Genomic DNA, 21,789 nt, shown 5'->3' with positions numbered 1-21,789 from the left:
AAGTTGTAGCGTCCGGCGGCGGGCCGCACTAACTCCGCGCCCATGAGCACCCGTGAGGTTTCGGATCGCGAAGATCCGGTGATCGAAAGCCTGGACCAACTCGCCGCGCCGATGGCCGCGGGCGAAAAGCCGCGCGATGCGTGGCGGATCGGTACCGAGCACGAAAAGTTCGTCTACGACACGGGCGATCACCACGCGCCGTCCTATGCCGAAACAGGCGGAATCCGCGACCTGCTGATGGCGCTGACCGAATTCGGCTGGGAACCCATCATCGAGGGCGGCAACGTCATCGCGATGAAGGGCAGCGACGGCACCGTCAGCCTCGAACCGGCGGGCCAGCTCGAACTTTCGGGCGCGCCCCTCGAAAACCTGCACCAGACATGCGCCGAAACCGGCCGCCACCTCGCCCAGGTCAAGACCATCGGCGATCGTATCGGCAAGGCGTTCCTCGGCCTCGGCATGTGGCCCGACAAGACCCGCGCAGAGCTTCCGATCATGCCCAAGGGCCGGTACGACATCATGCTGCGGCACATGCCGCGCGTGGGCTCCATGGGGCTCGACATGATGCTGCGGACCTGCACCATCCAGGTCAACCTCGACTATTCGAGCGAGGCGGACATGGTGAAGAAGTTCCGCACCAGCCTTGCGCTCCAGCCGCTGGCCACCGCGCTGTTCGCGGCCTCTCCCTTCACCGAGGGCAAGCCCAACGGCTTCCTTTCCTACCGCAGCCACATCTGGTCGGACACTGACCCCGCGCGCACCGGCATGCTGCCCTTCGTGTTCGAGGACGGCTTCGGCTACGAGCGCTACGTCGACTACATGCTCGACGTGCCGATGTACTTCGTGTTCCGCGACGGCAAATACATCGACGCGGCCGGCCATTCCTTCCGCGACTTCCTGAAGGGCGAGCTTTCGGTGCTCCCCGGCGAACGTCCGCGCATCTCGGACTGGACGGACCATCTTTCAACCGCCTTCCCCGAAGTGCGGCTCAAGTCGTTCCTCGAAATGCGCGGTGCTGATGGCGGCCCGTGGGGCCGTATCTGCGCCCTGCCCGCCTTCTGGGTCGGCCTGCTCTACGATCAGGCCGCGCTCGACGCCGCCTGGGACCTGGTCAAGGACTGGGACATGGAAGGGCGCGAACGGCTGCGCAATTCGGTGCCGAAACTGGGCCTCGACGCACCACTGCCCCAGTCGTTCCGCGGCGGCGGCGGTACCCTGCGCGATATCGCGGGCGAAGTGCTGAACATCTCCCGCTCGGGCCTGGCCTCGCGCAACCGCCTCAACGCCGGCGGAGACAACGAGACCGGCTACCTGGAACCGCTGGCCGAGATCGTCGCCACCGGCAAGGTTCCGGCGCAGCGCCTGCTCGACCTGTACAACGGCGAATGGGGCGGCGACCTGTCGAAGGTCTACGCACTGAAGAGCTTCTAGGAAACCGAAGGGCTAAGGCAGGGGGCCTGGCTCCCCTGCCCTCTTCGCGGCGCCGAGCGCCACCGCGAGGGCCTTCCCCTATTCCGCCGCCTGCGGCTCACGCACTTTCGGCCGCAGCCTTTCGCCCAGCCTCGTCAGCGTCCGCGTGATCGGCGCGTTCCTGGCCATCCAAGCATGATAGGCGCGGTACTTCGCGTCCTCGGCCAGCAGGTGCGCTTCCTCGGTCCGCGCGCGCCAGTAGTAGATGCCGCTCACCACCCCCAGCAGCACGGTGTTGCGCACCATGTCGGTCAGCGCGTGGCTGGTGACGAGGAACGGCAGCGTCGAAGTCCACCAGAACAGGTTCTTCGACAGGTAGGCGGGATGCCGGGTGAAGCGATAGGGCCCGTTGGTCAGCACGCCCCTGTAGGTGAGGTTGGAGAAGCGCAGGCCGAAAGCGAAAGTCGCCCAGGCATAGACCGCGGTGAGGAACACCATGAACCCCGCCCAGAGCCACAGCAGCGCATCGTGGCCCGCCAGCCAGTAGGACCAGCCGGGGGTATTGACCTCGTAGCCCAGCACGTCGGCACGGCCCATGGTGCCCCAGACGAAGGGCGGATAGCACATCAGCGCCGCCACCCAGCCCGCCAGCAGGGGATTGCCGCTGCGGATATGGGCATCGAGCGGGCGGAAGGTGAAGATGTAGCCCACAGTGCCGATCTGCACGTCGATCAGGAACAGCAGCGCGATCACCGTGGAGGCGAGCGGGACCGGATCGTGCACCATGGCACCGAAGTTCGCCTCGACGACCTGTGCGAAGCCGCCGGGCAGGATCGAGATCATGAAGGCGCCGAAGAAGGCCTTGATGGCCCAGGCGCGGCCATGCTTCTTCACCGCCTCGACGTCCCAGGCATCGCGGCCGATCAGCAGGGCGCCGAAGTGCCAGGCCTGGTCGCGCGGATCGATCAGCCGGCGATCCAGCCAGAGCACATAGGGGATCGAGAGCACGAAGACCGGCAGCGCCGCAGCGCCGATCACCTCCATCGCGAAGAGGTACTGCCCGTCCCAGTACCAGCGGCCGATGCAGTAGAACACGCCTATCAGCGCCCAGGTGGCCCAGAGCCCGGCCAGCTTGGTGACTGACACGTCCACCGCTTCGGCGAGCGGGCGGCGCAGGTTCCAGTCGATTCCGGTGGAAGGGCGGCGGTGGACCTTGTCCACGAACACGGACCAGAGCGCCATCGCCGTGCCCGTCACGAAAAGCGTGGCGACGGAGGCGTAAGGCCCGCTCATCGGTGCGTGCGGGCCGGGAAGCGCCAGGGCTTCGGCAATGGCGGCCCAGTTGCGACAGACCATGAGCCAGGCAAGCAGCGCCGCCAGCCCGGACAGGCCGACACCGGCGGAAACGTCGCTCGGGGGCAGGTCTTTCGCGGAATTCGGGGCGCTGCTCATGCCCGAGGGACTAGCCGCAATTGGTTAAGGGGTGAGAAACGCAGCGGGATGCGAAAACGGCCCGCGCCTCCCGGGAGGCACGAGCCGTTTTCAGGATGCCGCCGATGGACGGGGCCCATGAGCGGGGCCGTTCAACGATAAGCGCTGATCTGGCCCGAATCGTCCAGCACGTAGAGCGTCTGGTTGGCCACGACCGGTGCCAGCGAAACGGCATCGCTCAGTTCCACGAAGGGCGTCAGCTTGCCGGTCGTGGGATCGACGGTGCCGACTTCGCCGCGCGAATTGGCGACCCACAGCTTGTTCCCGGCGAGCACCGGGCCGACCCAGAAGATCGGACCCTTGCGCTTCTTTTCCTTGGCGTAGCGCGCGAGCTGGGTCAGCCAGCGGACCTTGCCGGTGGTGCGGGCGATCGCGAGAATCTCGGCGTGATCATCCAGCGTGAAGACCCAGTCTCCCACGACAATCGGGGTCGAGATGCCCGCGAGGTTGAGCTCCCAGATGCGCTGCCCGGTGACGAGTTCGTAAGCGGCCATGCGGCCGCCCTGGCCCAGCGCGTAGACACGGCCGCGATCGATGATCGGGTCTGCGTCGACGTCGGTAAGGCTGCCCACTTCGGTCGAGATCGAAGTGCGCGCCAGTGCGTCAGACCAGAGCTGGCGGCCGTTCTCGTAACGGTAGGCCACCAGTTCGCCCGAGGAATAACCCGCGATCACGGTGCCCTGCCCGGCCGCCGGAGCCGCCACGCCGAACACGCCGGCCTGCGAGAGCGAGCCGGACTCGTTCCACAGCACATTGCCGTCGGCGGCATTGAGCGCGAAGATCTGGTTGTCCTGCGAGATCACGTAGACCGAGTTGAACGAGATCGTCGGCGAACCGCGCAGCGGGCCGCCGGGCTTCTTAGTCCAGATCTGGCTGCCGTCCGCCGCCTTGAGCGCGGCGACTTCGCCGAGGCCGGTGGTGACGTAGAGGTTGCCCGAATCGTAGCTGACGCCGCCGCCGAAGATCGACTGCGAACCGTCACCCGAAACGGCGAAGTCCTTGGTCCACAAGTGCGCGCCGGTCTTGGCGTCGAAGGCGTGGACGACGCCCGCGGTGTCCATCACGAAGAGCTTGTCCTCGCCGATGACAGGCGCTGCGGCCAGACGGGCGCGGGGGGTGGAACCGGCAATCTGCGCGGTCCAGACCTTGCCCGGATGGTCGGCCAGCGCGAGGTGGCCGTAGGACTTGCCGGCATTGCCGCCCGCCTGTGCCCATTCGGCATTGGCTTCGGCCGGGGGCAGGATCACCGAGACCGCTTCGAGCGAGGGATCGACCTTCGCACCGCTTTCGATTCGCGAAAGGATCGGCACGCGTTCACCCACGGTGGGGGTCTTGGGGCCCTTGCTGTTCGACTTGCACCCGGAAAGGCCGGCGACGAGCGCCAGCGCGATCAGCGGAACGACCTTCGCACGGCTGGATTTGAACACCGATGCCGTCATGCGCTTAGTCTCAACCATTGTCATTCTCCGGCGGGCGCGGCAACCGCGCCCGTCTTGGCATCAGGCTTGCCGATCGGCTCGCCGCGTTCATCGACGACATCCTCGATCGCATCGACGCCGAGCACGGCGGCGAGCTGGCGGGCGCGGCTGCGCAGGCCGGCTTCGACCTGCTCGTCCTTGGCGATGGCGGCGAACAGCGGACCGGCCTGGTCCTGCTTGTTCATCTTGATGTAGGCCATGCCGACCATTTCGCCGGCAACGCCGAACCAGGCATTGCCCGGCGCGGCATAAGGCTTGAGTCGGGCCACGACGTCTTCGGGCTTCATCGCATCGAAATTGACGGCGACGCCGCGCACGGCCGCAAGGTCGCGCAGCGGCTGCGGCGCCTTGGCGTCGTTCGCCACTTCGCCATAGAGCCTGACCGCATCCGGCACGCGCTTCTGTTCGGCGGCGATCCCGGCCAGCAGCAGCTTGGCCGAAGTCGGGCTGCCGCCCGAACCCTGCGCCGCAAGCGGTTCGAGCTTGCCCTTGGCGGCATCGAGGTTGCCCGCCTTCATGCTGTCGAGCGCCTGGACATAGGCCTCGGCATTGGCGTCGCGCTGCTGGGTCTGGCGGTGGCTCCAGTAGAGCCAGCCGCCGAAGGCGAGAAGCGCAAGGACAACCGCCGCGAGCACCGGCTTTCCATAGCGGCTGAAGAAGCCCTCCACCTGGTCCTGGCGCAGGGCATCATCGACCTCGCGCAGGAATACATCCTGCTGCGCGGCGATTCGCTCGGCGGACTTCGGGTTGGACGGCGTGTTGCTGGAAGGAGGCAGAGCCAATTTGCGGGCGCTTTCTGCGGAAATCAGGATGGTTGCCGGGCTGTTTAGCGAATGGCCACGGCTTTTCAACGGTGATGATCGCTGCACCGGTCGGGGTGAAGCCTTGCTGAATGGTGTCCGCGTGTCAAATCAGCCGCTCCCGGCCCAGCGCTTCGCCGTAAGTGCGGCTGTAGGCGGAGAGCATCGCCGCCTCGTCGTAGCGGTCCCGCGCAAGTGCCCGGTTCGCCGCGCCGAGCCGGGCGCGAAGCCGCTCGTCGCCCGCCAGCCGCAGCAGGGTGGAGGCCAGCGCCGCCTCGTCTCCGGGGGGCGTGACGAGCGCCCGGTTTTCCACCGATACCATGTCCGCGACATCGCCGACGGCGGGCGAGGCCACCGGCAGCGCCGCCGCCATCGCCTCGACGACGGAGATCGGGAACTGCTCGCTCTCGGAAGACAGCGCGAAAACGTCGAACAGGCCCACCGCATGGGAAGGGTCGGCCACGAAGCCCGGCAGGTGGACCCGGCCCGAAACTCCGCAGCGCGCGGCCTCGGCCTCGATCGCGGCGCGGTCCGGCCCCTCGCCGAGAATCACCAGCCGCCACGGCTCCGGCAGCGGCGCGAAGGCGCGGACCAGCCGCGGAAGGTTCTTCACCGGCCGCAGCCCGGCCAGGGTGCCGACCCAGCGCTCTCCCGGTTGCTTGACGATGCCCGGCAGGACATCGGGCCGCGGACGGTCGAGATAGGCGTCGCAATCGATACCGTTGGTGATGAGCCGCACCCGCCCGCGCGGCTGGCGCCAGGCGGAAAGCGCAATCGCCTCCAGCCGCCGCGAGGGGACTACCAGCGCCGAAGCCCGCCGCAGCGCGATTCGCCGGTAGCGGTTGCGCGCGGGCTTGAGCCCTGCCGCCTCGTCCTCGTTGAAGCCGTCCTCGTGATGGACCAGCGGCGGCAGCCCCAGCAGCCCGCTGAACAGGCCATGCGCCATGACCGCGTCCATCGCCCCCCAGTTGTAGGTCAGCACGAGATCGAAGTCCGCCATCGCCTTGGCGATCCGCCAGAGACGCGCGGGCGCGGGGCGCCCCTGGAGGCCGGGAAAATCTTCCGGGAATGTCACATCGAGCGCCGGATCGAGCACGATCGCCGCCCCGTGCGCGCCCGGCTGGGCCGAAACCACCGCATGGGCGATGCGCGGCCCGAACAGGTTCATCAGCCGCACCGCGCGCAGTTCCTTGCCGCCGGCGGCAAAGCTCGAATGAAGATGGAGAATGCGCAAGGCCGATGCCGGTCCGGCTCAGGGAACCTGGGCGAGCAGCCGCTCGATCGCGTCCATCGCCTCCGGCTCGTCCAGCGTCGGGGCATGGCCGACGTTTTCCAGCGTCACCGCCTCGGTCCCCGGCAGGCGGCGCAGCATCTTTTCCAGCGTGGCGGCGGAAAGCAGGTCGGACAGGTCGCCGCGCAGCACCAGCACCGGACGGCCCGCCAGCGCTTCCCATGCCGGCCAGAGATCGGGCTGGTCGTCCACGTCGTACCCCAGGAAGGGTTCTGCGATCTTCATGTCGTAATCGAAGACCACGCGCCCCGAATTGGACAGCGTCATCAGCCGCTTGGCGCGCCCGATCCAGAAATCCAGCGGCTGGCCGGGATGAGCTTCGCCCTGGTTGTCCTCCAGCGCGCGCGCGGCATGGACCCAGGTGGGATAGCTGCGGCCCTGCCCGACATAGTCCTTGATCCGCTCCACCCCGGCAGGTTCGAGGAATGGCCCCACGTCGTTGATGACGGCGGCGACGATCCGTTCGGGAAACATCGTCGCCAGCCCCATCGTCATCAACCCGCCCAGCGAGGTGCCGATGGCCACGAAACGGTCGATCCCTTCCTGCTCCAGCAGCGCCAGCAGGTCCTCGCCATATTGCAGCGGGTTGTAAGTGGCCGAATCGCGGGCATATTCGCTATCGCCCCGGCCGCGCATGTCCGGGCAGATCACGCGCCAGCGGGGCGAGAGGACTTGCGCCACATTCTCAAAGTCCCGGGCGTTGCGGGTAAGGCCGTGGAGACAGACGATCGGCGGTTTTCCTTCGGATTCGCCCGGATAATCGCGAAAATGCAGCTTCAGACCATCGCGGCTCGACCAGAACCGATCCTCATAACCCGTCATGCCGAAGCTGCGACCTCCTGTTCGCCCGCCTTGCTAGACCGGCCTTGCATCGCCACTATCGCCTGATGCGAAGCGAACCGCAAGCAAGTGCCTATCGTCCTGCCCCGCGTATCGAGGCGATTTCCGACTGGATCGCCAGTCCCGTGAGCGCCGCGGCGTTTCCGGCCCATACCCTGCGCTTCCGAAATGACCGGTGGGCGCGGGCAGTCGGGCTGGACGGGCTGGACGATGCCGGCTGGACCGCGCATTTCGGCCGCTTCGAACCGCTGCCCGGCAATCTCCCGCAGCCGCTGGCGCTGCGCTATCACGGCCACCAGTTCCGCGTTTACAATCCCGACATCGGCGATGGGCGGGGCTTTCTCTTCGCCCAGTTGCTCGACGGGGCCGGAAACGGAACCGGCCGCGTGCTCGACCTCGGCACCAAGGGATCGGGCCAGACCCCCTACAGCCGCGAAGGCGACGGAAGGCTGACGCTGAAGGGCGCGGTGCGCGAAATCCTCGCCACCGAAATGCTGGAGGCGCTGGGCGTCCATACCAGCAAGACCTTCTCGGTGATCGAGACCGGCGAGGAACTCTGGCGCGGCGACGAACCCTCGCCCACCCGTTCGGCGGTCATGGTGCGGCTCAGCCAGGGCCATATCCGCATCGGCACCTTCCAGCGCCTGCTGGCACTGGAAGAACGCGACCACATGGCCGCGCTCGTCGCCTATTGCCTGGAAACCTTCCCCGGCGGCCCGCCGCCAGAGGACGCGCCCGGGCGCGAGCAGCCCGCGGTGATCCTGCTGCACCAGGTGGTGGAGCGCATGGCGGACCTCGCCGCGAGCTGGATGGTCGCGGGCTTCGTCCACGGCGTGCTCAATACCGACAACATGAACATCTCGGGCGAGAGTTTCGATTATGGCCCCTGGCGCTGGCTCCCGCATTGGGACCCGCGCTTCACCGCCGCCTATTTCGACCGCACCGGCCTCTATGCCTTCGGCCGCCAGCCGGAAGCGGTGCTGTGGAACTGCGGCCAGCTCGCCATGGCGCTGCGCCTGCTGGTGGGAACCGCCCCGCTGGTGGCCGCGCTGGACCGTTTCGCACCCCTCTACCAGGAAGCGATGAGCCGCCGGTTCGCCTGGCGTCTCGGCGTGGTGCCGCAGGGGGTGAAGGACGATGCCGCGCTGATCCAGGCGGCCGAGCAGGCCATGGTCGCCACCGGCGAGGCGCCGGAGCAGTTCTTCTTCCGCCATCGCGGCGGGCGTGACGGCGGGAACGACCTGTTCGGCCAGCTCATGCACAATTATCGCCCCGCCGCGACGGCGGACGATCCCTTCTGGAAGCGCAAGGCCCCGCCCGGCATCCTGATCGACGAGGTGGAACGCATCTGGGCGGAAATCGACCAGCATGACGACTGGTCCGCGCTTCACGGGAAAGTGGAAGAAATCCGGGAGCTGGGCCGCCAGCTCGGCCCGGCGCCCGCCCCCGCCGGCCACCCCTTCCCCGCCTGAGCGACAAAGGATTACAGGTCCTGTTAGCTTCCCGGTAGGGAACTTGTGCAAGAGCATGTGCTGCAGCGAGTTACCCAAGCCAACGGATCAGCCAAAGTCATGGGCGGTACAGCCACGAGGCCGGCGCAGGATGCCACCAGAGATCAGGAAACCACCGAAACCGTGAACAATGCGGACATCGTTTCCCACGAACCGGCTACCGGCGCGGAAATCTGGCGGGGCAAGCCCTGCAACGTGGACGAGGTGGTGGACCGCGCGCGGCGGGCCTGGCCGAACTGGGCCGCGCTGCCGCTGGCCACCCGCATCGAACTGCTGCGCCGCTTCGCCAACGAGGTGCGCAAGGATGCCGACCGGCTGGCCGTCACGATCGCCCGCGAAGTGGGCAAGCCGCTGTGGGAGGCCCGCGCCGAAGTCGAGAACGTGATCGCCAAGGTCGAAGTCTCGATCCGCGCCTATGCCGAGCGTACCAGCCAGCGCAAGCTGGACTCCGCGCTCCAGGGCACCATGGCGGTCCGCCACAAGCCGCACGGCGTGCTCGTCGTGCTGGGACCGTACAATCTCCCGGCCCACTTGCCCAATGCCCACATCGTGCCCGCCCTGATCGCGGGCAACGCGGTGATCTTCAAGCCGAGCGAGAAAGCCCCCGCCACCGGGGAAATGCTGGCGCGCTGCTTCCACCGCGCCGGGATTTCCGCCTCGGTCATGCAGCTTGCGGTGGGCGGCCCGCTCGAAGGGCAGGACTTCGTGGCGCATGGCGGGGTGGACGGGGTGCTGTTCACCGGCTCGGCCAATACCGGCATCTCGATCAACCGCCGCCTCGCCGCCCGTCCGGACAAGCTAGTCGCGCTGGAAATGGGCGGCAACAATCCGATCGTCCTGTGGGACACCCCCAAGCTGACCGATGCCGCCGCGCTCATCGTCCAGTCGGCTTTCGCGGGCGCGGGGCAGCGCTGCACCGCCGCGCGGCGGCTGATCGTGAAGGGCGCGATCTACGACGCCGCGATCGCCGAAGTGAAGGCGCTGGCCGACCGGCTCATCGTCGGCGCCCCGTTCGACGAACCGGCACCCTTCATGGGCCCGATGATCGACAACATGGCGGCGGACGGGCTGACAGAAAGCTTCCTCTATCTGCTGAGCAACGGCGGCAAGGCGATCAAGCATCTTGTCCGCCCGGACGACGCGCTGCCCTTCCTCAGCCCCGCCATCATCGACACCACCGCGATGAAGGACCGCCCCGACGTGGAACTGTTCGGGCCGATCCTCCAGGTGATCCGCGTGGACGATTTCGACGAGGCGATCGCCGAGGCCAACAATACCCGCTTCGGCCTTGCCGCATCGCTCGTCGGCGGCAGCCCGCAGGACTACAACCGCTTCTGGGCGAACGTGCGGGCGGGCATCGTCAACTGGAACCGCACGACCACCGGCCCCAGCCACGCCGCACCGATGGGCGGCATCGGCCTTTCGGGCAATCACCGTCCCTCGGGCTATTATGCGGCGGATTACTGCGCCTATCCGGTCGCCTCGGGCGAGATGGAACAGCCGCGCGCGGTGATCGGCGTGGGCCTGAAATAGGGCCTCACTGGCCCGAGGTCACCAGGTCCACTTCCGTCACGCCGTTCGCCAGCTTGCGGGCATATACCACATAGGCCAGCGCGCCCTTGCGGCCGCCGATCGCGTGATCGGCCCCGTCGACCCGGTATTCCGCGCTGTATCCGCCCTTCTGCGCCATCGCGTAATAGAACGAGATCACGTCTGCGGGGCTGACGGCGGTGCCGTAGTTGACCACCCGCAGGGCGCAGCCTTCCGCGTCGGTTCCGGCCGCTTCCTGCACCGCGCCGCGGGGATAGACCGGAAGCGCGGCGGGCAGCTTCGTGGCCCAGCTGTCGGAATAGCGGACCTTGCCCGCGCAGTCGGTCTTCGCGGCGCGGCTAGCCTGCGTGACCCGCGCCGCGCTCGCCGCGCCTTCGGCCAGCGGGGATGCCGAGCCCTTCTGCGGTGCCGGGGCCGCGCCCAGCGCGCCGCCGGCCGCTTCGGCCGCGGCCTTCTTCGCAGCGGCGACAGCCTCGGGAGAGCGGGCGGCGGCGGGCAGAACGATGCCGTTCCCGCTCGCAGCCGGTGCCGGGTTCCTGCCGCCGGTCATCTCGGGATCGACGACGATCCGGTCCCCCAGCCCGCCCGCCAGCGCGGGATCGCTTGCCTCGTCCACCGGCTTCTTCTCGTGCGAATCGCAGCCCGCCAGCAGCAGCGCGGCGCCCATGCCGGCGAGCAGGAGAGAAGTGCGGCCCATGGAGGGATGTCTGGCCTTCATCGTCGCGTCCTTTTCCCGCCGGGGCCAGGATCTTGCGAGCGGCACTGCGGCATGAATATCTGCCGCCCAGCCTTCCCGGCAATTGGCGCGAAGACAAGGGGCCGCGCCGTCCGATCGCGGCCGCGTCCCAATTCGGGATGCCCGCCACCGGCTTCGCCAACCCATGGAAAGGCGCGGAAACCATGCGGCGTGAACAGGTCGAGGGCGCCCGCAGCCGAAAGGCCACGGACGCCCTCTCCCACCCGCCCCCAACCAAATGGAGCCCGGGAGGTCTCCCCCCGCCAGTCGCCGTCCTCGCGGGGGAAGCCAGTCAGTATTCGGGTGGCTTAGCGGCAGCGCGAGCCGCCACGGTCGACCTCGCGGCCCAGCAGGGCACCGCCGACCGCACCCAGCAAGGTGCCGGTGGTGCGATCACCGCGGCTGTCGATCTCGCGGCCCAGCAGGGCGCCCGCCGCACCGCCTACCAGCAGGCCGGTGGTGCCATTGGAGCGACGGCAGTAGTCGCGACCGTCGCGACCGCGCCAGGTGTCCCCGCGATAACCGCGATTGTCGCGGTAGTAGCGGTCCCGGCTGCCGTAGCCGCGACGATAATCCTCGCGCGAGTAGCGCTGGCGGCCATGTTCGTAAGTCTGCTCGCCGGGAGCCTGGAAGCTGGCGGGGCCGAAGCTGGTCGCGGCCGAAGCGGGCATCGCGGTGGCCAGGCTGACAGAGGCGGCGGCGAGAGCGGCGGCCTTGAAGAATGCGTTCATTTCGAATCTCCTCGTCATTGCGGGAGGGGCTTGTTGGCCTCGATCCGCTGTATGCATTCATCTTTAAGGCACCCAAGCTGAACGAAGCGCAACGCGGCTGTCAGAATTCGCGATATCGACGAGGCGAGGGACGTGTTGCGACGAACCGCTTGCCGCAAGGCATTCCGGCACTTATCGCGACCGGCCACCAAGCGAAGGTTTCCCATGCGACACGTCTCCCAGAACCCCGGCCGCCAGTCGGGCGGACTCCTGCAGGCATTGGGCGCCTATTTCATCTGGTGCCTGTTCCCGCTCTACTTCGCGGCGCTGCATACGGTGGCCCCGTTCGAGGTCGTGGCCTGGCGGCTGCTGTTCACCCTGCCGTTCTGCCTCATCATGGTCGCGGTGCTGCGCCAGGGGCCGCAATTGCGCGCCGCACTCGGCAATCCGCGCATCCTGGGCGCGCTGGCGCTGAGCGGGCTGCTGATCGGCACCAACTGGCTGGTCTACGTGATCGCCGTGCTCGAAGGCCACGTGCTGGCCGCCAGCCTCGGCTACTACATCAATCCGCTGGTGAACGTGCTGGCCGGCACGATCTTCCTGCGCGAGCGGCTGACGCGGCTGCAATGGCTGGCGGTGATCCTGGCCGGGGTCGGCGTTGCCATGCTGGCCTGGGGCGCGATCGACACGCTGTGGATCAGCCTCAGCCTCGCGCTGAGCTTCGCGGGCTATGGCCTCGTGCGCAAGCTGGCACCGGTCGAAGCCCTGCCGGGCCTCACCGTGGAAACGCTGGTGCTGCTGGTGCCGGCGCTGGGGATGCTGGGCTGGCAGGCGGCAAGCCCGGCCGGGCTCGCCATGGGACAGGCGCCGACCACCAGCATCCTGCTCGCCTGCGCAGGGATCGTTACCGGCGTTCCGCTGCTGCTTTTTGCAAGCGCGGCGCGGCGGCTGGATTTCTCGGTGCTCGGCTTCATCCAGTTCGTGACGCCCACGGGCGTGTTCCTGCTCGGCCTCTTCGCCTTCGGCGAGCCGCTCAAGCGGGTGCAGGTCTACTGCTTCCTGTTCATCTGGACCGCCATCGCCGTGTTCTGCTGGGACCTGCTTTCGCGCAAGCGCAAGGTCGCCGCAGCCTGAACCGCTGCCGTCAGGCGCGCCTGCCGCGCTGCAGAAGCGCCTGAACGAAAGCGTCGAGATCGTCCACCTCGACGTCGAGCACTTCGTCCCACTCGGCCAGCAGCGCCTCGATATCCGCGCGCGTATAGGGATCGGGCGCCTTGTGCTGCACTTTCGGCGCGCGGTGCGGCCAGGGGTGGCCGGTGAGGTTGTTGTATATCCACCCGAACTGGCTGAGAATCACGACATTGAGCGCCAGCGGAACGAGATAGCTGATGCCCCAGGCCTGGCTGCCCGTGGCCCCCAGCGCATAGAGCAGCGCGCAGGCGCCGCCCGGAGGGTGCAGGCTGCGGGTGAGCGACATGGCCGCGATCGCCAGCCCCACCGCAACCGCGCCTGCCAGCCACGGATCGCCCAGCAGGTGGCCCACCGCCAGCCCGACCATCGCGGAAATGAGATTGCCGCCGATCACGGACCACGGCTGCGCCAGCGGGCTGGCGGGAACGCAGAACACGAGCACGGTCGAGGCGCCGAGCGGCGCGACGAGGAACGGCAGCGCCGCCAGTTCCGAACTCTGCAGCAGCCAGGTGACACCGCCGGCAATGGCGATTCCCAACATGCCGCCGAAAGCCCCGCGCATCCAGCCGAGGCGCCCCAGCCCGCCGCGCGCCAAGCCGCCGCGCAATATCGTCATCAATCCCGCCGCCACCGGCCCCGCTCTCCATTACAGTGCGAACGGGCGGCCTATGGACGAGTCGTCCGGCCATGGCGAGGCGAGTCGTGCTTGGGCACCGGAAAGCCGGTGTGTGACGGGCTTCGTCATCCTCGCCGCGCCATGCTGCCGCAAATAGGCCACGATCGCGTGTTTGCCTGCGCTCTCCCGATGGAGCGCCCCATGCCCGCGATCGACGCCGCACCTGCTGTCCCCGCTGCCGAGCAGACGATCGACGCCTTCGACCTCAGGCAGCTGCGCGCCCCGCCGGATGCCCGGTTCAGCGCCGTGCGCCCGCGCTGCCCCGAAGCGCGCTCGGGAGAGATCGTGGTCTGCGCGCCAGACCCGGAGCGGGAACGGCTACGCCCGCTCCCCGAAGGCTACGACATTCCCGAAGGTCCGCCCCGGCTGGAGATGAAGCTGGATGAGACCACCAGCGCCGATGTGCATCTGGAAGCCCAGGTCTTTCCCAACGGCACGGTCAGCAACCGGCTGATGGTGGGCCTGAAGAAGAAGTTCTGAAGCACCTTCGCCACATGAAAAAGCCCGGTCCGCCCGAGGGAAAGGCGGACCGGGCCCGTTGGGCGTCCCGGCGACAGGAGGGGGAAGTGTCCGGGACGCTTATAGGGTTCAGGCGAACTTGCCGGCCCGGGCGATCTCGGCCACCGGCTTGCGGCCCGAGGCCACTTCGCGTTCCTGAAGGAATTCGGGAAGCTGGCTCTTGTCGCCGATCCGGCCGATGGCGAAGGCCGCTTCAAGGCGGTGATCGGCAGGAATGCCAAGCGCCTGCTCGGCCTCGCCGAACTTCAGCCCGGTCATGCCATGCGTATGGTAGCCCAGCGCCTGCGCCTGGAGCGCCGCCAGCGCCCATGCCGCACCGGCATCGAAGCTGTGGCTGTGATTGTCCGAATTGCCCTTGTCCGAGCGCATCTGGCTATCGGACACGACATAGACGAGCGCCGAGGCGTCCTTGGCCCAGCCCTGGTTGAACTCGATCAGCTGCGAAAGCAGCAGGTCCCAGTTGGCATCGCCCTTCTTCGCATAGAGGAAGGTCCAGGGCTGCACGTTGTAGGCCGAAGGCGCCCAGCCGGCAGCCTCGAAGATCACGTCGAGGTCTTCCTGCGAAATCTCGCTGCCATCGAAGGCGCGCGGCGACCAGCGGTTGACGATCAGCTTCTCGACCTTGGGATGGGCAGTACGTCCGGTCATGTCGATTTCCTTGGTTGATGAGAATGTTGGGAGAGAAAGGGAGATTCAGGCCGCGTCAACCAGGACGAGCTCGGCATCCTCGATGGCGGTGACGGTGATGGTATCGAGCCCGGTGATCGCCACGCCGTCGCGCGGCTGCGCTTCGACATCGCCCACCAGGATGCGGCCCTTCGCGGAAACCAGATAGGCATGGCGCCCGCGCCCGGTTTCGTAAGTGACGGTGTCGCCCGCCTTGACGGTGGCACCCAGCACGCGGGCATCGGCTCGGATCGGCAGCGCGTCCTCATCCCCGGCGACGCCGCTGGCGAGAGTCACGAAGCGACCGGTGCGATCGTCCTTCGGGAACGGCCGCGCCCCCCAGCCCGGAGCCTCGCCCCGCTGGTCCGGCAGGATCCAGATCTGGAACAGGGTGGTCGCCTCGTCCTCGAGATTGAACTCGGAATGGACGATGCCGGTCCCCGCGCTCATCACCTGGACGTCACCGGCGCCGGTGCGGCCCTTGTTGCCAAGGCTGTCCTGATGCGTGATCGCCCCGGTACGGACATAAGTGATGATTTCCATGTCGCGGTGCGGGTGCGGCGGGAAACCCGAACGCGGGCCAATGGTATCGTCGTTCCAGACCCTCAGGCGCCCCCAGTTGGTGCGGGCCGGATCGTGGTAATCGGCGAAGGAAAAATGGTGATGGGCATCGAGCCAGCCATGATCGGCGGCGCCGAGGCTGGCGAAGGGACGAACTTCGATCATGTGGCCCTCCTGGGTCAGTTTGTGTGCCGTTCTGTGCCCTTTAGGTAGTGCTTGCCGAGCCACCGGATAATTGGGATAAAATCGATCGAAATGTTCAACTAAACTGAAGGCTTCTTCTACCGATGGTCGATATTGCGCCGCCCAGCCTCGATCACTTGCGCACCTTCCTGCTCGTCGTCGAGGAAGGCAGCTTCGGCGGCGCGGCCCGCAAGCTGGGCCGCGCGATCTCGGTGGTGAGCTATGCCATCGCCCAGCTTGAAACCCAGCTGGACGTCCGCCTGTTCGAACGGGAAGGCTCGCGAAAACCGAAGCTTACCGAGCAGGGACGCGCCTTGCTGAGCGAGGCCCATGCCATCGCCGACGATGTCGACGCCCTGCTCGCCAAGGTGCGCAGCCTGCGGCAGGGACTGGAAGCCGAACTCTCGCTGGCGGTGGATGTCATGGTGCCGGGCAACGTGCTGGCAAAGCTGCTGCGCGACTTTCAGGTGATGTTCCCGAGCGTCCCCCTCCGCCTCCATGTGGAAGCGCTGGGCGCCGTCGCCGCGCTGGTGCTGGACAGCCGCGCGACTCTTGCCATCGCCGGGCCCGATATCCTCGATCTTCCCGAAATCCAGCGCGAAACCGTGGGTTCTGTCGAGATGGTGCCGGTGGCCGCCCCCGGCCATCCGCTCGCCGTGCCCGGCCCGATCGCCCCGGGTGAGGCGCGCAAGCACCTGCAACTCGTGCTGACCGATCGCTCTCCATTGACGGAGGGCCGGGACTTTTCGGTCTTCAGCCCCCGGTCCTGGCGCCTCGCCGATCTCGGCGCCAAACATGCCCTGCTCAAGGAGGGAATTGGCTGGGGATCGATGCCGCGCCACCGGATTTCCGCCGATCTTGCCAGCGGCGAACTGGTCGAACTCCACCTGCCCGAACGGCCGACTATCGACTATGCCCTCGTCGCTTTGTGGCGCAAGGACAGTCCGCCCGGCCCCGCCGCCGTCTGGGTTCTCGACGAGATTCGCGAACGTCTCGCGAACTGCGCGCCGATCACCGCCCCTGCTTCCCCCAATCGGACACTTGCGTAGCTCGCGGCGCTGCCCCACTTATCGGCCATGACCGCCAGCCGCCTGTTCGACCGCGCCGTGATCCGGCTTTCCCCCCGCCCCGATTCGAACGAAGATGTCGCCGAATTCCTGCAAGGCCTCGTCACCGCCGACGTGACGAAAGTGCTGCCCATCTGGGCTGCGCTCCTTTCCCCGCAGGGCAAGGTGCTGTTCGACTTCCTCGTCTGGCCCGGCGGCAACGGCCTGCTGATCGACTGCGAGGCGGAAGCTGTCGACGCGCTCGTCAAGCGACTGTCGATGTACCGCCTGCGCCGCGCCATAGACATCGTTCGTGACGATACGCTGGCTATCCACTGGCGCCCCCACACCGGCGACGGCGCCGCGCCCGACCCCCGGCATCACGGCCTTGGCGAACGCTGGATCGCGCCGGTCGACCCCACCGATCCTTCCGAATCCGAAGGCGCCGACCTTGCCTGGCGTGCACACCGGCTTGCCATGGGCGTGCCGGAAGGCCGCGCCGAGCTTGGTGACGGCGAAACGCTCTGGCTGGAATGCAACGCCGTGGAACTGAACGGCGTAAGCTTCACCAAGGGCTGCTATGTCGGGCAGGAAAACACCGCGCGCATGAACTGGCGGCAGAAGGTCAACCGCCGCCTGATCGTGGTCCCGCTCGCCCGCTCCGACGAAAAACGTCGCCGCGCGGCCTATCCCGAACTGGGCTTTGCCGTGGATCATCTGCGAGTGGAGGACATTGACCCCCAGCTCGCGCCGAAGTGGCTCGAACTCCAGGTCTGACCGTCCACCCCTGAAAGCCGAAAGCGATCAGGCCATCATCGCCGCGCCGTTCGCCGCATTCACCGGCGCGCGGTGCTCGAGATCGGCCACGTAGATCCGCGCGCTGACCGGCATTCCCCGACCAACACTGAACCGCTCGCGGTCCTCACCGCTGTCCGCAAAGCCCGATGCCTCCAACACGCCCAAGGTTGCGGGATTGTCGGCAAAGTGACTCGCCACGATGCGCCGGTGGCCCAGTGTCCGGGCCTGGTCCAGCACGGCGCGAACCGCTTCTCCGGCAAATCCCCTTCCCCGGTAGGAAGGCGCAATCCAGTAGCCGAGCTCGATGTCGCCCTCGATACGGCCCAGACCGATCCCGCCCACGAGTTGAGGGCCATCCGGCGCGCGCAAGTACATGAAGAAATGCGGCAGGCGCGGATCGCGCGGCTTGCCGAGATATTCGCGCATGGCGCGACTGGAGCGTGGCTTTTCGCCAACACCCAGATTACGCTGAACGGCTTCATCCGAAATGGCTTCGACCAGTTCGTCGAAGTCTTCCGGCCAGCCGGGCCTCAGAAACAGTCTCTCCGTGCGGACGAACATGCGACGGTTCTCCGTTATCTCTTTTTCCGCGGCAGCCACTATGCACAAAGCTCCGGCCCAATGCACGGCTTTTGCTATGCTCCGGGCCTCTGCCGCGACCAAGCCGGCGCTATCGGCCGATATGGCTGGAAAGACTGAAATGAGACGGCGGTGTCAGCCCCGGCGACAAGGCGCCGCGGCTGACACAGATCATGCGGCGCGCTGACGCGCGATGCCGGATCCGCCGCCAAGACCGGTATTGCCGCGATCATCATCGCAATCGCTGGGCGAATCGAACTCCAGCGCATATTCGCGCGCCGGATAGGCCATGCCGCGGCTTTCGCTGAACCGCTCGACGAGGCGTCCGGTCCGGTAGAAACCGGATTTCTCGAGCACGCGGCCGGATGCCGGGTTATCAATGAAATGGCTGGCAACGATCCGCTTGTGCCCGATCGCCCGAGCGAGCGAGAGGACGGCGCGAACCGCCTCGCTCGCGAAGCCCTGCCCCCAGTGATCGCGTGCAATCCAGTAGCCGAGATTCACTTCGCCATCGAGATCGGACAGGCCGATGCAACCGACCAACCGCGAACCATGGGCGCTGGGCTCCGTGATCAGGAAACGCGGGAGCAGCATGTCCTGATCGGTGCCCAGGAAACGCCGTGCATCCTCGCTGGTGTAAGGCCAGGGCGCCTTGACGAGATTGCGGACGACCTTTTCGTCGTCGATCAGCGCCAGCAGTTCTTCCCAGTCCTCGGGCCATCCAGGCCGCAGGAACAGCCGTTCGCTGCGAATGAACATAGTGTATCTCCACTCATCCGCCCCGCGCCATCGGTATCAGAAGCGCGTGACATTGCGATTACGCATAACGCGCGAAGGCCCTGAAATATCCGCGCAAATTCGTAAGAAAGTGTACGGATCGGTCGCCTTGCGAACGATTGTGCGGTGCTGTGAGGGAGACACGAAAAGAGGGAGACGGGTAGGCCCCTCTCCCTCGATCAGCCGATCACGAAAATCGGCGGGGCCATCCCGTCAGGATGGCCCTTTTATCGACCATCCGATTATTCGGCGGCTTCTGCCATGACGTCTACGGAGACGTACTTACGGCCCTGCTTGCCGTCGTGGAAACGCACGCGACCTTCGGCGGTGGCGAACAGGGTGTGGTCCTTGCCGATGCCGACGTTCACGCCCGGATACACACGGGTACCGCGCTGACGAATGATGATGTTGCCGCCGATCACTTCCTGACCGCCGAACTTCTTCACGCCAAGACGGCGGCCTGCAGAGTCGCGACCGTTACGCGACGAACCGCCAGCTTTCTTATGTGCCATTGTTCAGTCCTTCCGATCTTTGGCTCAGGCGACAGACACGATGCGCAGCAGCGTAAGCTGCTGGCGGTGACCGTTCTTGCGGCGATAGTTATGGCGGCGGCGCTTCTTGAACACCACGACCTTTTCGCTCTTGGCCTGTGCGATGATCTCGGCCGAAACCGTGATCTTCGAGGCGTCAGCGACTTCGCCGTCGTTGCCGGCGAGCAGAACGTCGCCCAGCGTGATGGTCTCACCGGCTTCACCAGCCAGCTTTTCAACCGCGATCTTGTCTCCGGCGGCAACCCGATACTGCTTGCCGCCCGTGCGCACAACTGCGAACATGGTGCCCTTACCTAATCTCAATGAGCCCTAAACAGGCCGAAACAACTCTGCCCCGGCCGCTCTGGTCCAGGAAGGAACCGTGGAGCCTTGCGGGCGACGCACCGGCATCCCATTTGCACGGGGTACCGGAAAGAAGGGTGCCGTTAGTCCACCACCCGATTCGTGTCAACCAAGGAGTGGCCCGGGTCCGGCTGCGAAACGCGATTCAACCGTGATTGAGGCTCGCGATCAGCCATGGCCATGCTATGTCATGCCCATGACCCGTACACCAGTCCGTTTTCTGCCGCCGATCCCGCATCTCTGCCTGACTTTGGCGCTGCCCCTGGGGCTTGCGGCCTGCTCGACGGCGGGAAGCTATCCCTCGCTGGCCTATCGGGGGGCCGAACGCAGCGCCTTGCCCGCGCCGGCGGAACCCGCGCCGCCGCCCGTCCAGCTTCCCCCGCCGAGCGCCGATCTCACCACGCGAATCAGCGGACTCGTCACGGCGGCCCAGGATGCAGACCGTCAGTTCGCATCGAAGCGCCCCGCCGCCGAACGGGCGGTGAGCGCCGCGGCCCGCGCTGCGCGGACGAGCGATTCCTGGGTTTCGGCCCAAGTCGCCGTTTCCGCACTTCAGGCCAGCCGCGACACTGCCGTTGCCGCTCTCGCGGATCTCGATTCGCTTTATGCCGATGCGCGCACCGCCGCCCCTACCGACGAATCCCCCAGCACCAGGGCCATCGATACCGCGCGGCAGCAGGTCCAGGGTCTCGTGAATGCCCAGAACGACATCATCTCGGGCCTCGATGCCCGACTGAGGAACTGAAACGGAAAAACCCCTCCCTCTTGACGAGGGAGGGGTCTCCGAAGCGCCCGATCCTTGTCCGAAAGCCCCCCGGCCCGGACAGGTGGATCAGTTGAAGGCGACGATGACGGCGACGGCCAGTCCCCAACCCAGGATCAGCACGGGAAGCAGGAGGACCTGAATGGTCGCCTCGCCCGCGGTCAACCTTCCGCTCAGAGTTTCGACGCCGCGCGCGCGGAACTGCCCCCAGTCTGGCGTCGCGGTGCGATTGTCGGGCTTCATGCGCGTCCAGTAACCGGCAAGGCCGAAGGCAAAGACGACGAAGCCCGCGAAAATCACCATCGGTATCGCAAGTTCCGAATTGAGGAACGAGGCAGCCATGACACCGATGAACCCCAGGTAGAGCGCCACTGTCGCGATATAGAGCCCCGTCGGCAGGCCGAAGCCGCGATCGACGACCGTCGCCGCCCGGACCTGCGGGGCATCGATGGCGACGGCAAGTTCCCGAAGTTGCTGCAAATCGAGACGCTGCGACATGGCACTGGCTCCCTTGAGAGACGATCTCCCTGTGGGATCAGCTATGCACCGTGCGGGGCCCGATGAAATTGACGAGGGTCAAACGGAAGGTGAAGTACGCTGCATCCGCGCGAAATTTCGTTCCCGCCGTCAGGCCCAGCGGGCCAGATCCTCGATATCCTGTTCGCGAGGCTCGATCCAGCGCCACTCCCCGGCGACTTTTTCACGCTTCCAGAACCATGATTCGCTCTTGAGATGGTCCATCGCGAAATCCGCGGCGACGAAAGCATCGCGGCGATGCCGCGCCGCTGCCGCGACCAGGACGATCGGTTCTCCCGGCACCATCGTTCCACTGCGATGAACCACGAGCAGCCCGTCCAGCGTCCAGCGCGCCAGTACACGCGCCGCCAGCGCTTCCATCGCAGGAAGCGTGAGCGGTTCATAATGACGCAGTTCGAGCGCTTCCACGCCGCCTCCCTCGCGAACCTGCCCGAGAAAACTGACGATACCACCAGCCTGCGGCCGCGCGGCGGTGAAATCCCGCAGCAGTGACGCCGGATCGAAAGCCCCGGTCAAGAGGCGGACATCACCGGCCATGTCAGCCACCGGAAACCGGCGGCAGGAAGGCGATCTCGTCGCCCTCGCACAGTTCCGGCTGACCTTCGCCGCTCAGGACGACTCCGTTCACGGCAACCCTTACCCGAGAACCCCGCAGGGCATCGGCCAACCCTGCCTCCAGCGCACCGACAACCTCCGCCAGAGTCGGCAAGAACGGAACGGCAAGAGAAGCAGCACCTGCCGCATCCTCCAAACGGCCCAGGAACACGAGACGCAGTGCCATC

General features: G+C 66.8%; 25 protein-coding genes. 8 read left to right on the top strand and 17 right to left on the bottom strand.

The features are described 5' to 3' along the window. The first annotated feature begins 42 nt into the window (after window positions 1-42). The gene (locus tag U9J33_RS03920; RefSeq protein ID WP_324698010.1) at window positions 43-1,431 is read left to right on the top strand and encodes a glutamate--cysteine ligase; all 1,389 of its coding nucleotides are present in this window, start codon (window positions 43-45) and stop codon (window positions 1,429-1,431) included. A gap of 78 nt (window positions 1,432-1,509) precedes the next feature. On the opposite strand, the gene U9J33_RS03915 is transcribed toward U9J33_RS03920, so the two are convergent. The 5 genes from U9J33_RS03915 to U9J33_RS03895 all read right to left on the bottom strand — a co-directional run bounded on the left by U9J33_RS03915 (window position 1,510) and on the right by U9J33_RS03895 (window position 7,292). Continuing rightward, complete coding sequence (locus tag U9J33_RS03915) at window positions 1,510-2,862, bottom strand: methyltransferase family protein (RefSeq protein ID WP_054437049.1); 1,353 nt, start codon at window positions 2,860-2,862, stop codon at window positions 1,510-1,512. Between the two features lie 131 nt (window positions 2,863-2,993). Continuing rightward, the gene (locus tag U9J33_RS03910; RefSeq protein WP_420719860.1) at window positions 2,994-4,358 is read right to left on the bottom strand and encodes a PQQ-like beta-propeller repeat protein; all 1,365 of its coding nucleotides are present in this window, start codon (window positions 4,356-4,358) and stop codon (window positions 2,994-2,996) included. A gap of 2 nt (window positions 4,359-4,360) precedes the next feature. Beyond that, entirely contained in the window at window positions 4,361-5,161 is an 801-nt protein-coding gene (locus U9J33_RS03905; protein WP_132469427.1) for a tetratricopeptide repeat protein, read from the bottom strand. A gap of 124 nt (window positions 5,162-5,285) precedes the next feature. Beyond that, on the bottom strand, window positions 5,286-6,413 hold the full coding sequence (locus U9J33_RS03900; protein ID WP_054437052.1) for a glycosyltransferase family 4 protein: 1,128 nt from the start codon (window positions 6,411-6,413) through the stop codon (window positions 5,286-5,288). An 18-nt stretch (window positions 6,414-6,431) separates the two neighbouring features. Next, complete coding sequence (locus tag U9J33_RS03895) at window positions 6,432-7,292, bottom strand: alpha/beta fold hydrolase (protein ID WP_054437054.1); 861 nt, start codon at window positions 7,290-7,292, stop codon at window positions 6,432-6,434. A gap of 65 nt (window positions 7,293-7,357) precedes the next feature. Between U9J33_RS03895 and U9J33_RS03890 the strand changes: the two genes are divergently transcribed. Both U9J33_RS03890 and U9J33_RS03885 read left to right on the top strand, forming a co-directional pair. Then, window positions 7,358-8,782, top strand: a complete 1,425-nt coding sequence (locus tag U9J33_RS03890) for a protein adenylyltransferase SelO family protein (RefSeq protein ID WP_324698004.1) — start codon at window positions 7,358-7,360, stop codon at window positions 8,780-8,782. 162 nt (window positions 8,783-8,944) lie between these two features. Beyond that, the gene (locus tag U9J33_RS03885; protein WP_054437185.1) at window positions 8,945-10,354 is read left to right on the top strand and encodes a succinylglutamate-semialdehyde dehydrogenase; all 1,410 of its coding nucleotides are present in this window, start codon (window positions 8,945-8,947) and stop codon (window positions 10,352-10,354) included. Window positions 10,355-10,358: 4 nt separating this feature from the next. On the opposite strand, the gene U9J33_RS03880 is transcribed toward U9J33_RS03885, so the two are convergent. Both U9J33_RS03880 and U9J33_RS03875 read right to left on the bottom strand, forming a co-directional pair. After that, window positions 10,359-11,090 (bottom strand): hypothetical protein, encoded by a 732-nt coding sequence (locus tag U9J33_RS03880; RefSeq protein WP_324698001.1) that lies wholly within the window; start codon window positions 11,088-11,090, stop codon window positions 10,359-10,361. 326 nt (window positions 11,091-11,416) lie between these two features. After that, complete coding sequence (locus tag U9J33_RS03875) at window positions 11,417-11,839, bottom strand: glycine zipper 2TM domain-containing protein (RefSeq protein WP_324697999.1); 423 nt, start codon at window positions 11,837-11,839, stop codon at window positions 11,417-11,419. A gap of 204 nt (window positions 11,840-12,043) precedes the next feature. Here U9J33_RS03875 and rarD point away from each other — a divergent pair, with 204 nt between their 5' ends. Then, the gene (gene rarD, locus U9J33_RS03870; protein ID WP_132469429.1) at window positions 12,044-12,952 is read left to right on the top strand and encodes an EamA family transporter RarD; all 909 of its coding nucleotides are present in this window, start codon (window positions 12,044-12,046) and stop codon (window positions 12,950-12,952) included. A gap of 10 nt (window positions 12,953-12,962) precedes the next feature. On the opposite strand, the gene U9J33_RS03865 is transcribed toward rarD, so the two are convergent. Then, the gene (locus tag U9J33_RS03865) at window positions 12,963-13,625 is read right to left on the bottom strand and encodes an HPP family protein (protein WP_132469430.1); all 663 of its coding nucleotides are present in this window, start codon (window positions 13,623-13,625) and stop codon (window positions 12,963-12,965) included. 201 nt (window positions 13,626-13,826) lie between these two features. On the opposite strand from U9J33_RS03865, the gene U9J33_RS03860 reads away from it, so the two are divergent. After that, window positions 13,827-14,165 carry a hypothetical protein gene (locus U9J33_RS03860; protein ID WP_054437188.1) on the top strand — a complete coding sequence of 113 codons (339 nt, stop codon included), beginning with the start codon at window positions 13,827-13,829 and terminating at the stop codon, window positions 14,163-14,165. A gap of 108 nt (window positions 14,166-14,273) precedes the next feature. Here the strand turns inward: U9J33_RS03860 and U9J33_RS03855 are convergent, their stop codons facing one another. Both U9J33_RS03855 and U9J33_RS03850 read right to left on the bottom strand, forming a co-directional pair. Then, window positions 14,274-14,852: a nitroreductase family protein gene (locus tag U9J33_RS03855; protein WP_185998088.1), complete on the bottom strand. Its 579-nt coding sequence runs from the start codon at window positions 14,850-14,852 to the stop codon at window positions 14,274-14,276. 45 nt (window positions 14,853-14,897) lie between these two features. Continuing rightward, the gene (locus U9J33_RS03850) at window positions 14,898-15,596 is read right to left on the bottom strand and encodes a pirin family protein (protein WP_185998089.1); all 699 of its coding nucleotides are present in this window, start codon (window positions 15,594-15,596) and stop codon (window positions 14,898-14,900) included. Between the two features lie 122 nt (window positions 15,597-15,718). On the opposite strand from U9J33_RS03850, the gene U9J33_RS03845 reads away from it, so the two are divergent. Both U9J33_RS03845 and U9J33_RS03840 read left to right on the top strand, forming a co-directional pair. Then, entirely contained in the window at window positions 15,719-16,663 is a 945-nt protein-coding gene (locus U9J33_RS03845; protein WP_324697995.1) for a LysR family transcriptional regulator, read from the top strand. 27 nt (window positions 16,664-16,690) lie between these two features. After that, window positions 16,691-17,437, top strand: coding sequence for a folate-binding protein (locus U9J33_RS03840; protein ID WP_324697993.1), 747 nt, complete (start codon window positions 16,691-16,693; stop codon window positions 17,435-17,437). A 27-nt stretch (window positions 17,438-17,464) separates the two neighbouring features. Here the strand turns inward: U9J33_RS03840 and U9J33_RS03835 are convergent, their stop codons facing one another. The 4 genes from U9J33_RS03835 to rplU all read right to left on the bottom strand — a co-directional run bounded on the left by U9J33_RS03835 (window position 17,465) and on the right by rplU (window position 19,647). Next, window positions 17,465-18,019 (bottom strand): GNAT family N-acetyltransferase, encoded by a 555-nt coding sequence (locus U9J33_RS03835; RefSeq protein WP_324697991.1) that lies wholly within the window; start codon window positions 18,017-18,019, stop codon window positions 17,465-17,467. Between the two features lie 189 nt (window positions 18,020-18,208). Next, window positions 18,209-18,796, bottom strand: coding sequence for a GNAT family N-acetyltransferase (locus U9J33_RS03830; RefSeq protein WP_324697989.1), 588 nt, complete (start codon window positions 18,794-18,796; stop codon window positions 18,209-18,211). Window positions 18,797-19,056: 260 nt separating this feature from the next. Next, window positions 19,057-19,326, bottom strand: a complete 270-nt coding sequence (gene rpmA, locus U9J33_RS03825) for a 50S ribosomal protein L27 (protein ID WP_054437066.1) — start codon at window positions 19,324-19,326, stop codon at window positions 19,057-19,059. 24 nt (window positions 19,327-19,350) lie between these two features. Next, window positions 19,351-19,647, bottom strand: coding sequence for a 50S ribosomal protein L21 (gene rplU / locus U9J33_RS03820; protein WP_054437070.1), 297 nt, complete (start codon window positions 19,645-19,647; stop codon window positions 19,351-19,353). Window positions 19,648-19,903: 256 nt separating this feature from the next. Between rplU and U9J33_RS03815 the strand changes: the two genes are divergently transcribed. Beyond that, window positions 19,904-20,452 (top strand): hypothetical protein, encoded by a 549-nt coding sequence (locus U9J33_RS03815; protein ID WP_324697987.1) that lies wholly within the window; start codon window positions 19,904-19,906, stop codon window positions 20,450-20,452. Window positions 20,453-20,539: 87 nt separating this feature from the next. Here the strand turns inward: U9J33_RS03815 and U9J33_RS03810 are convergent, their stop codons facing one another. From U9J33_RS03810 to U9J33_RS03800, 3 genes are all read right to left on the bottom strand, one after another. Continuing rightward, window positions 20,540-20,968, bottom strand: coding sequence for a hypothetical protein (locus tag U9J33_RS03810; protein ID WP_054437073.1), 429 nt, complete (start codon window positions 20,966-20,968; stop codon window positions 20,540-20,542). A 129-nt stretch (window positions 20,969-21,097) separates the two neighbouring features. After that, complete coding sequence (locus tag U9J33_RS03805; RefSeq protein WP_324697985.1) at window positions 21,098-21,544, bottom strand: molybdenum cofactor biosynthesis protein MoaE; 447 nt, start codon at window positions 21,542-21,544, stop codon at window positions 21,098-21,100. A 1-nt stretch (window position 21,545) separates the two neighbouring features. Then, the gene (locus U9J33_RS03800; RefSeq protein WP_324697983.1) at window positions 21,546-21,788 is read right to left on the bottom strand and encodes a MoaD/ThiS family protein; all 243 of its coding nucleotides are present in this window, start codon (window positions 21,786-21,788) and stop codon (window positions 21,546-21,548) included. Window position 21,789 lies beyond the last annotated feature (1 nt).

It is taken from the genome of Novosphingobium sp. RL4 (genome assembly GCF_035658495.1).
In the GTDB taxonomy this organism is placed as follows: domain Bacteria; phylum Pseudomonadota; class Alphaproteobacteria; order Sphingomonadales; family Sphingomonadaceae; genus Novosphingobium.
Note: the sequence above shows the minus strand (reverse complement) of the source record. Positions and strands in the feature narration are given on the sequence as shown.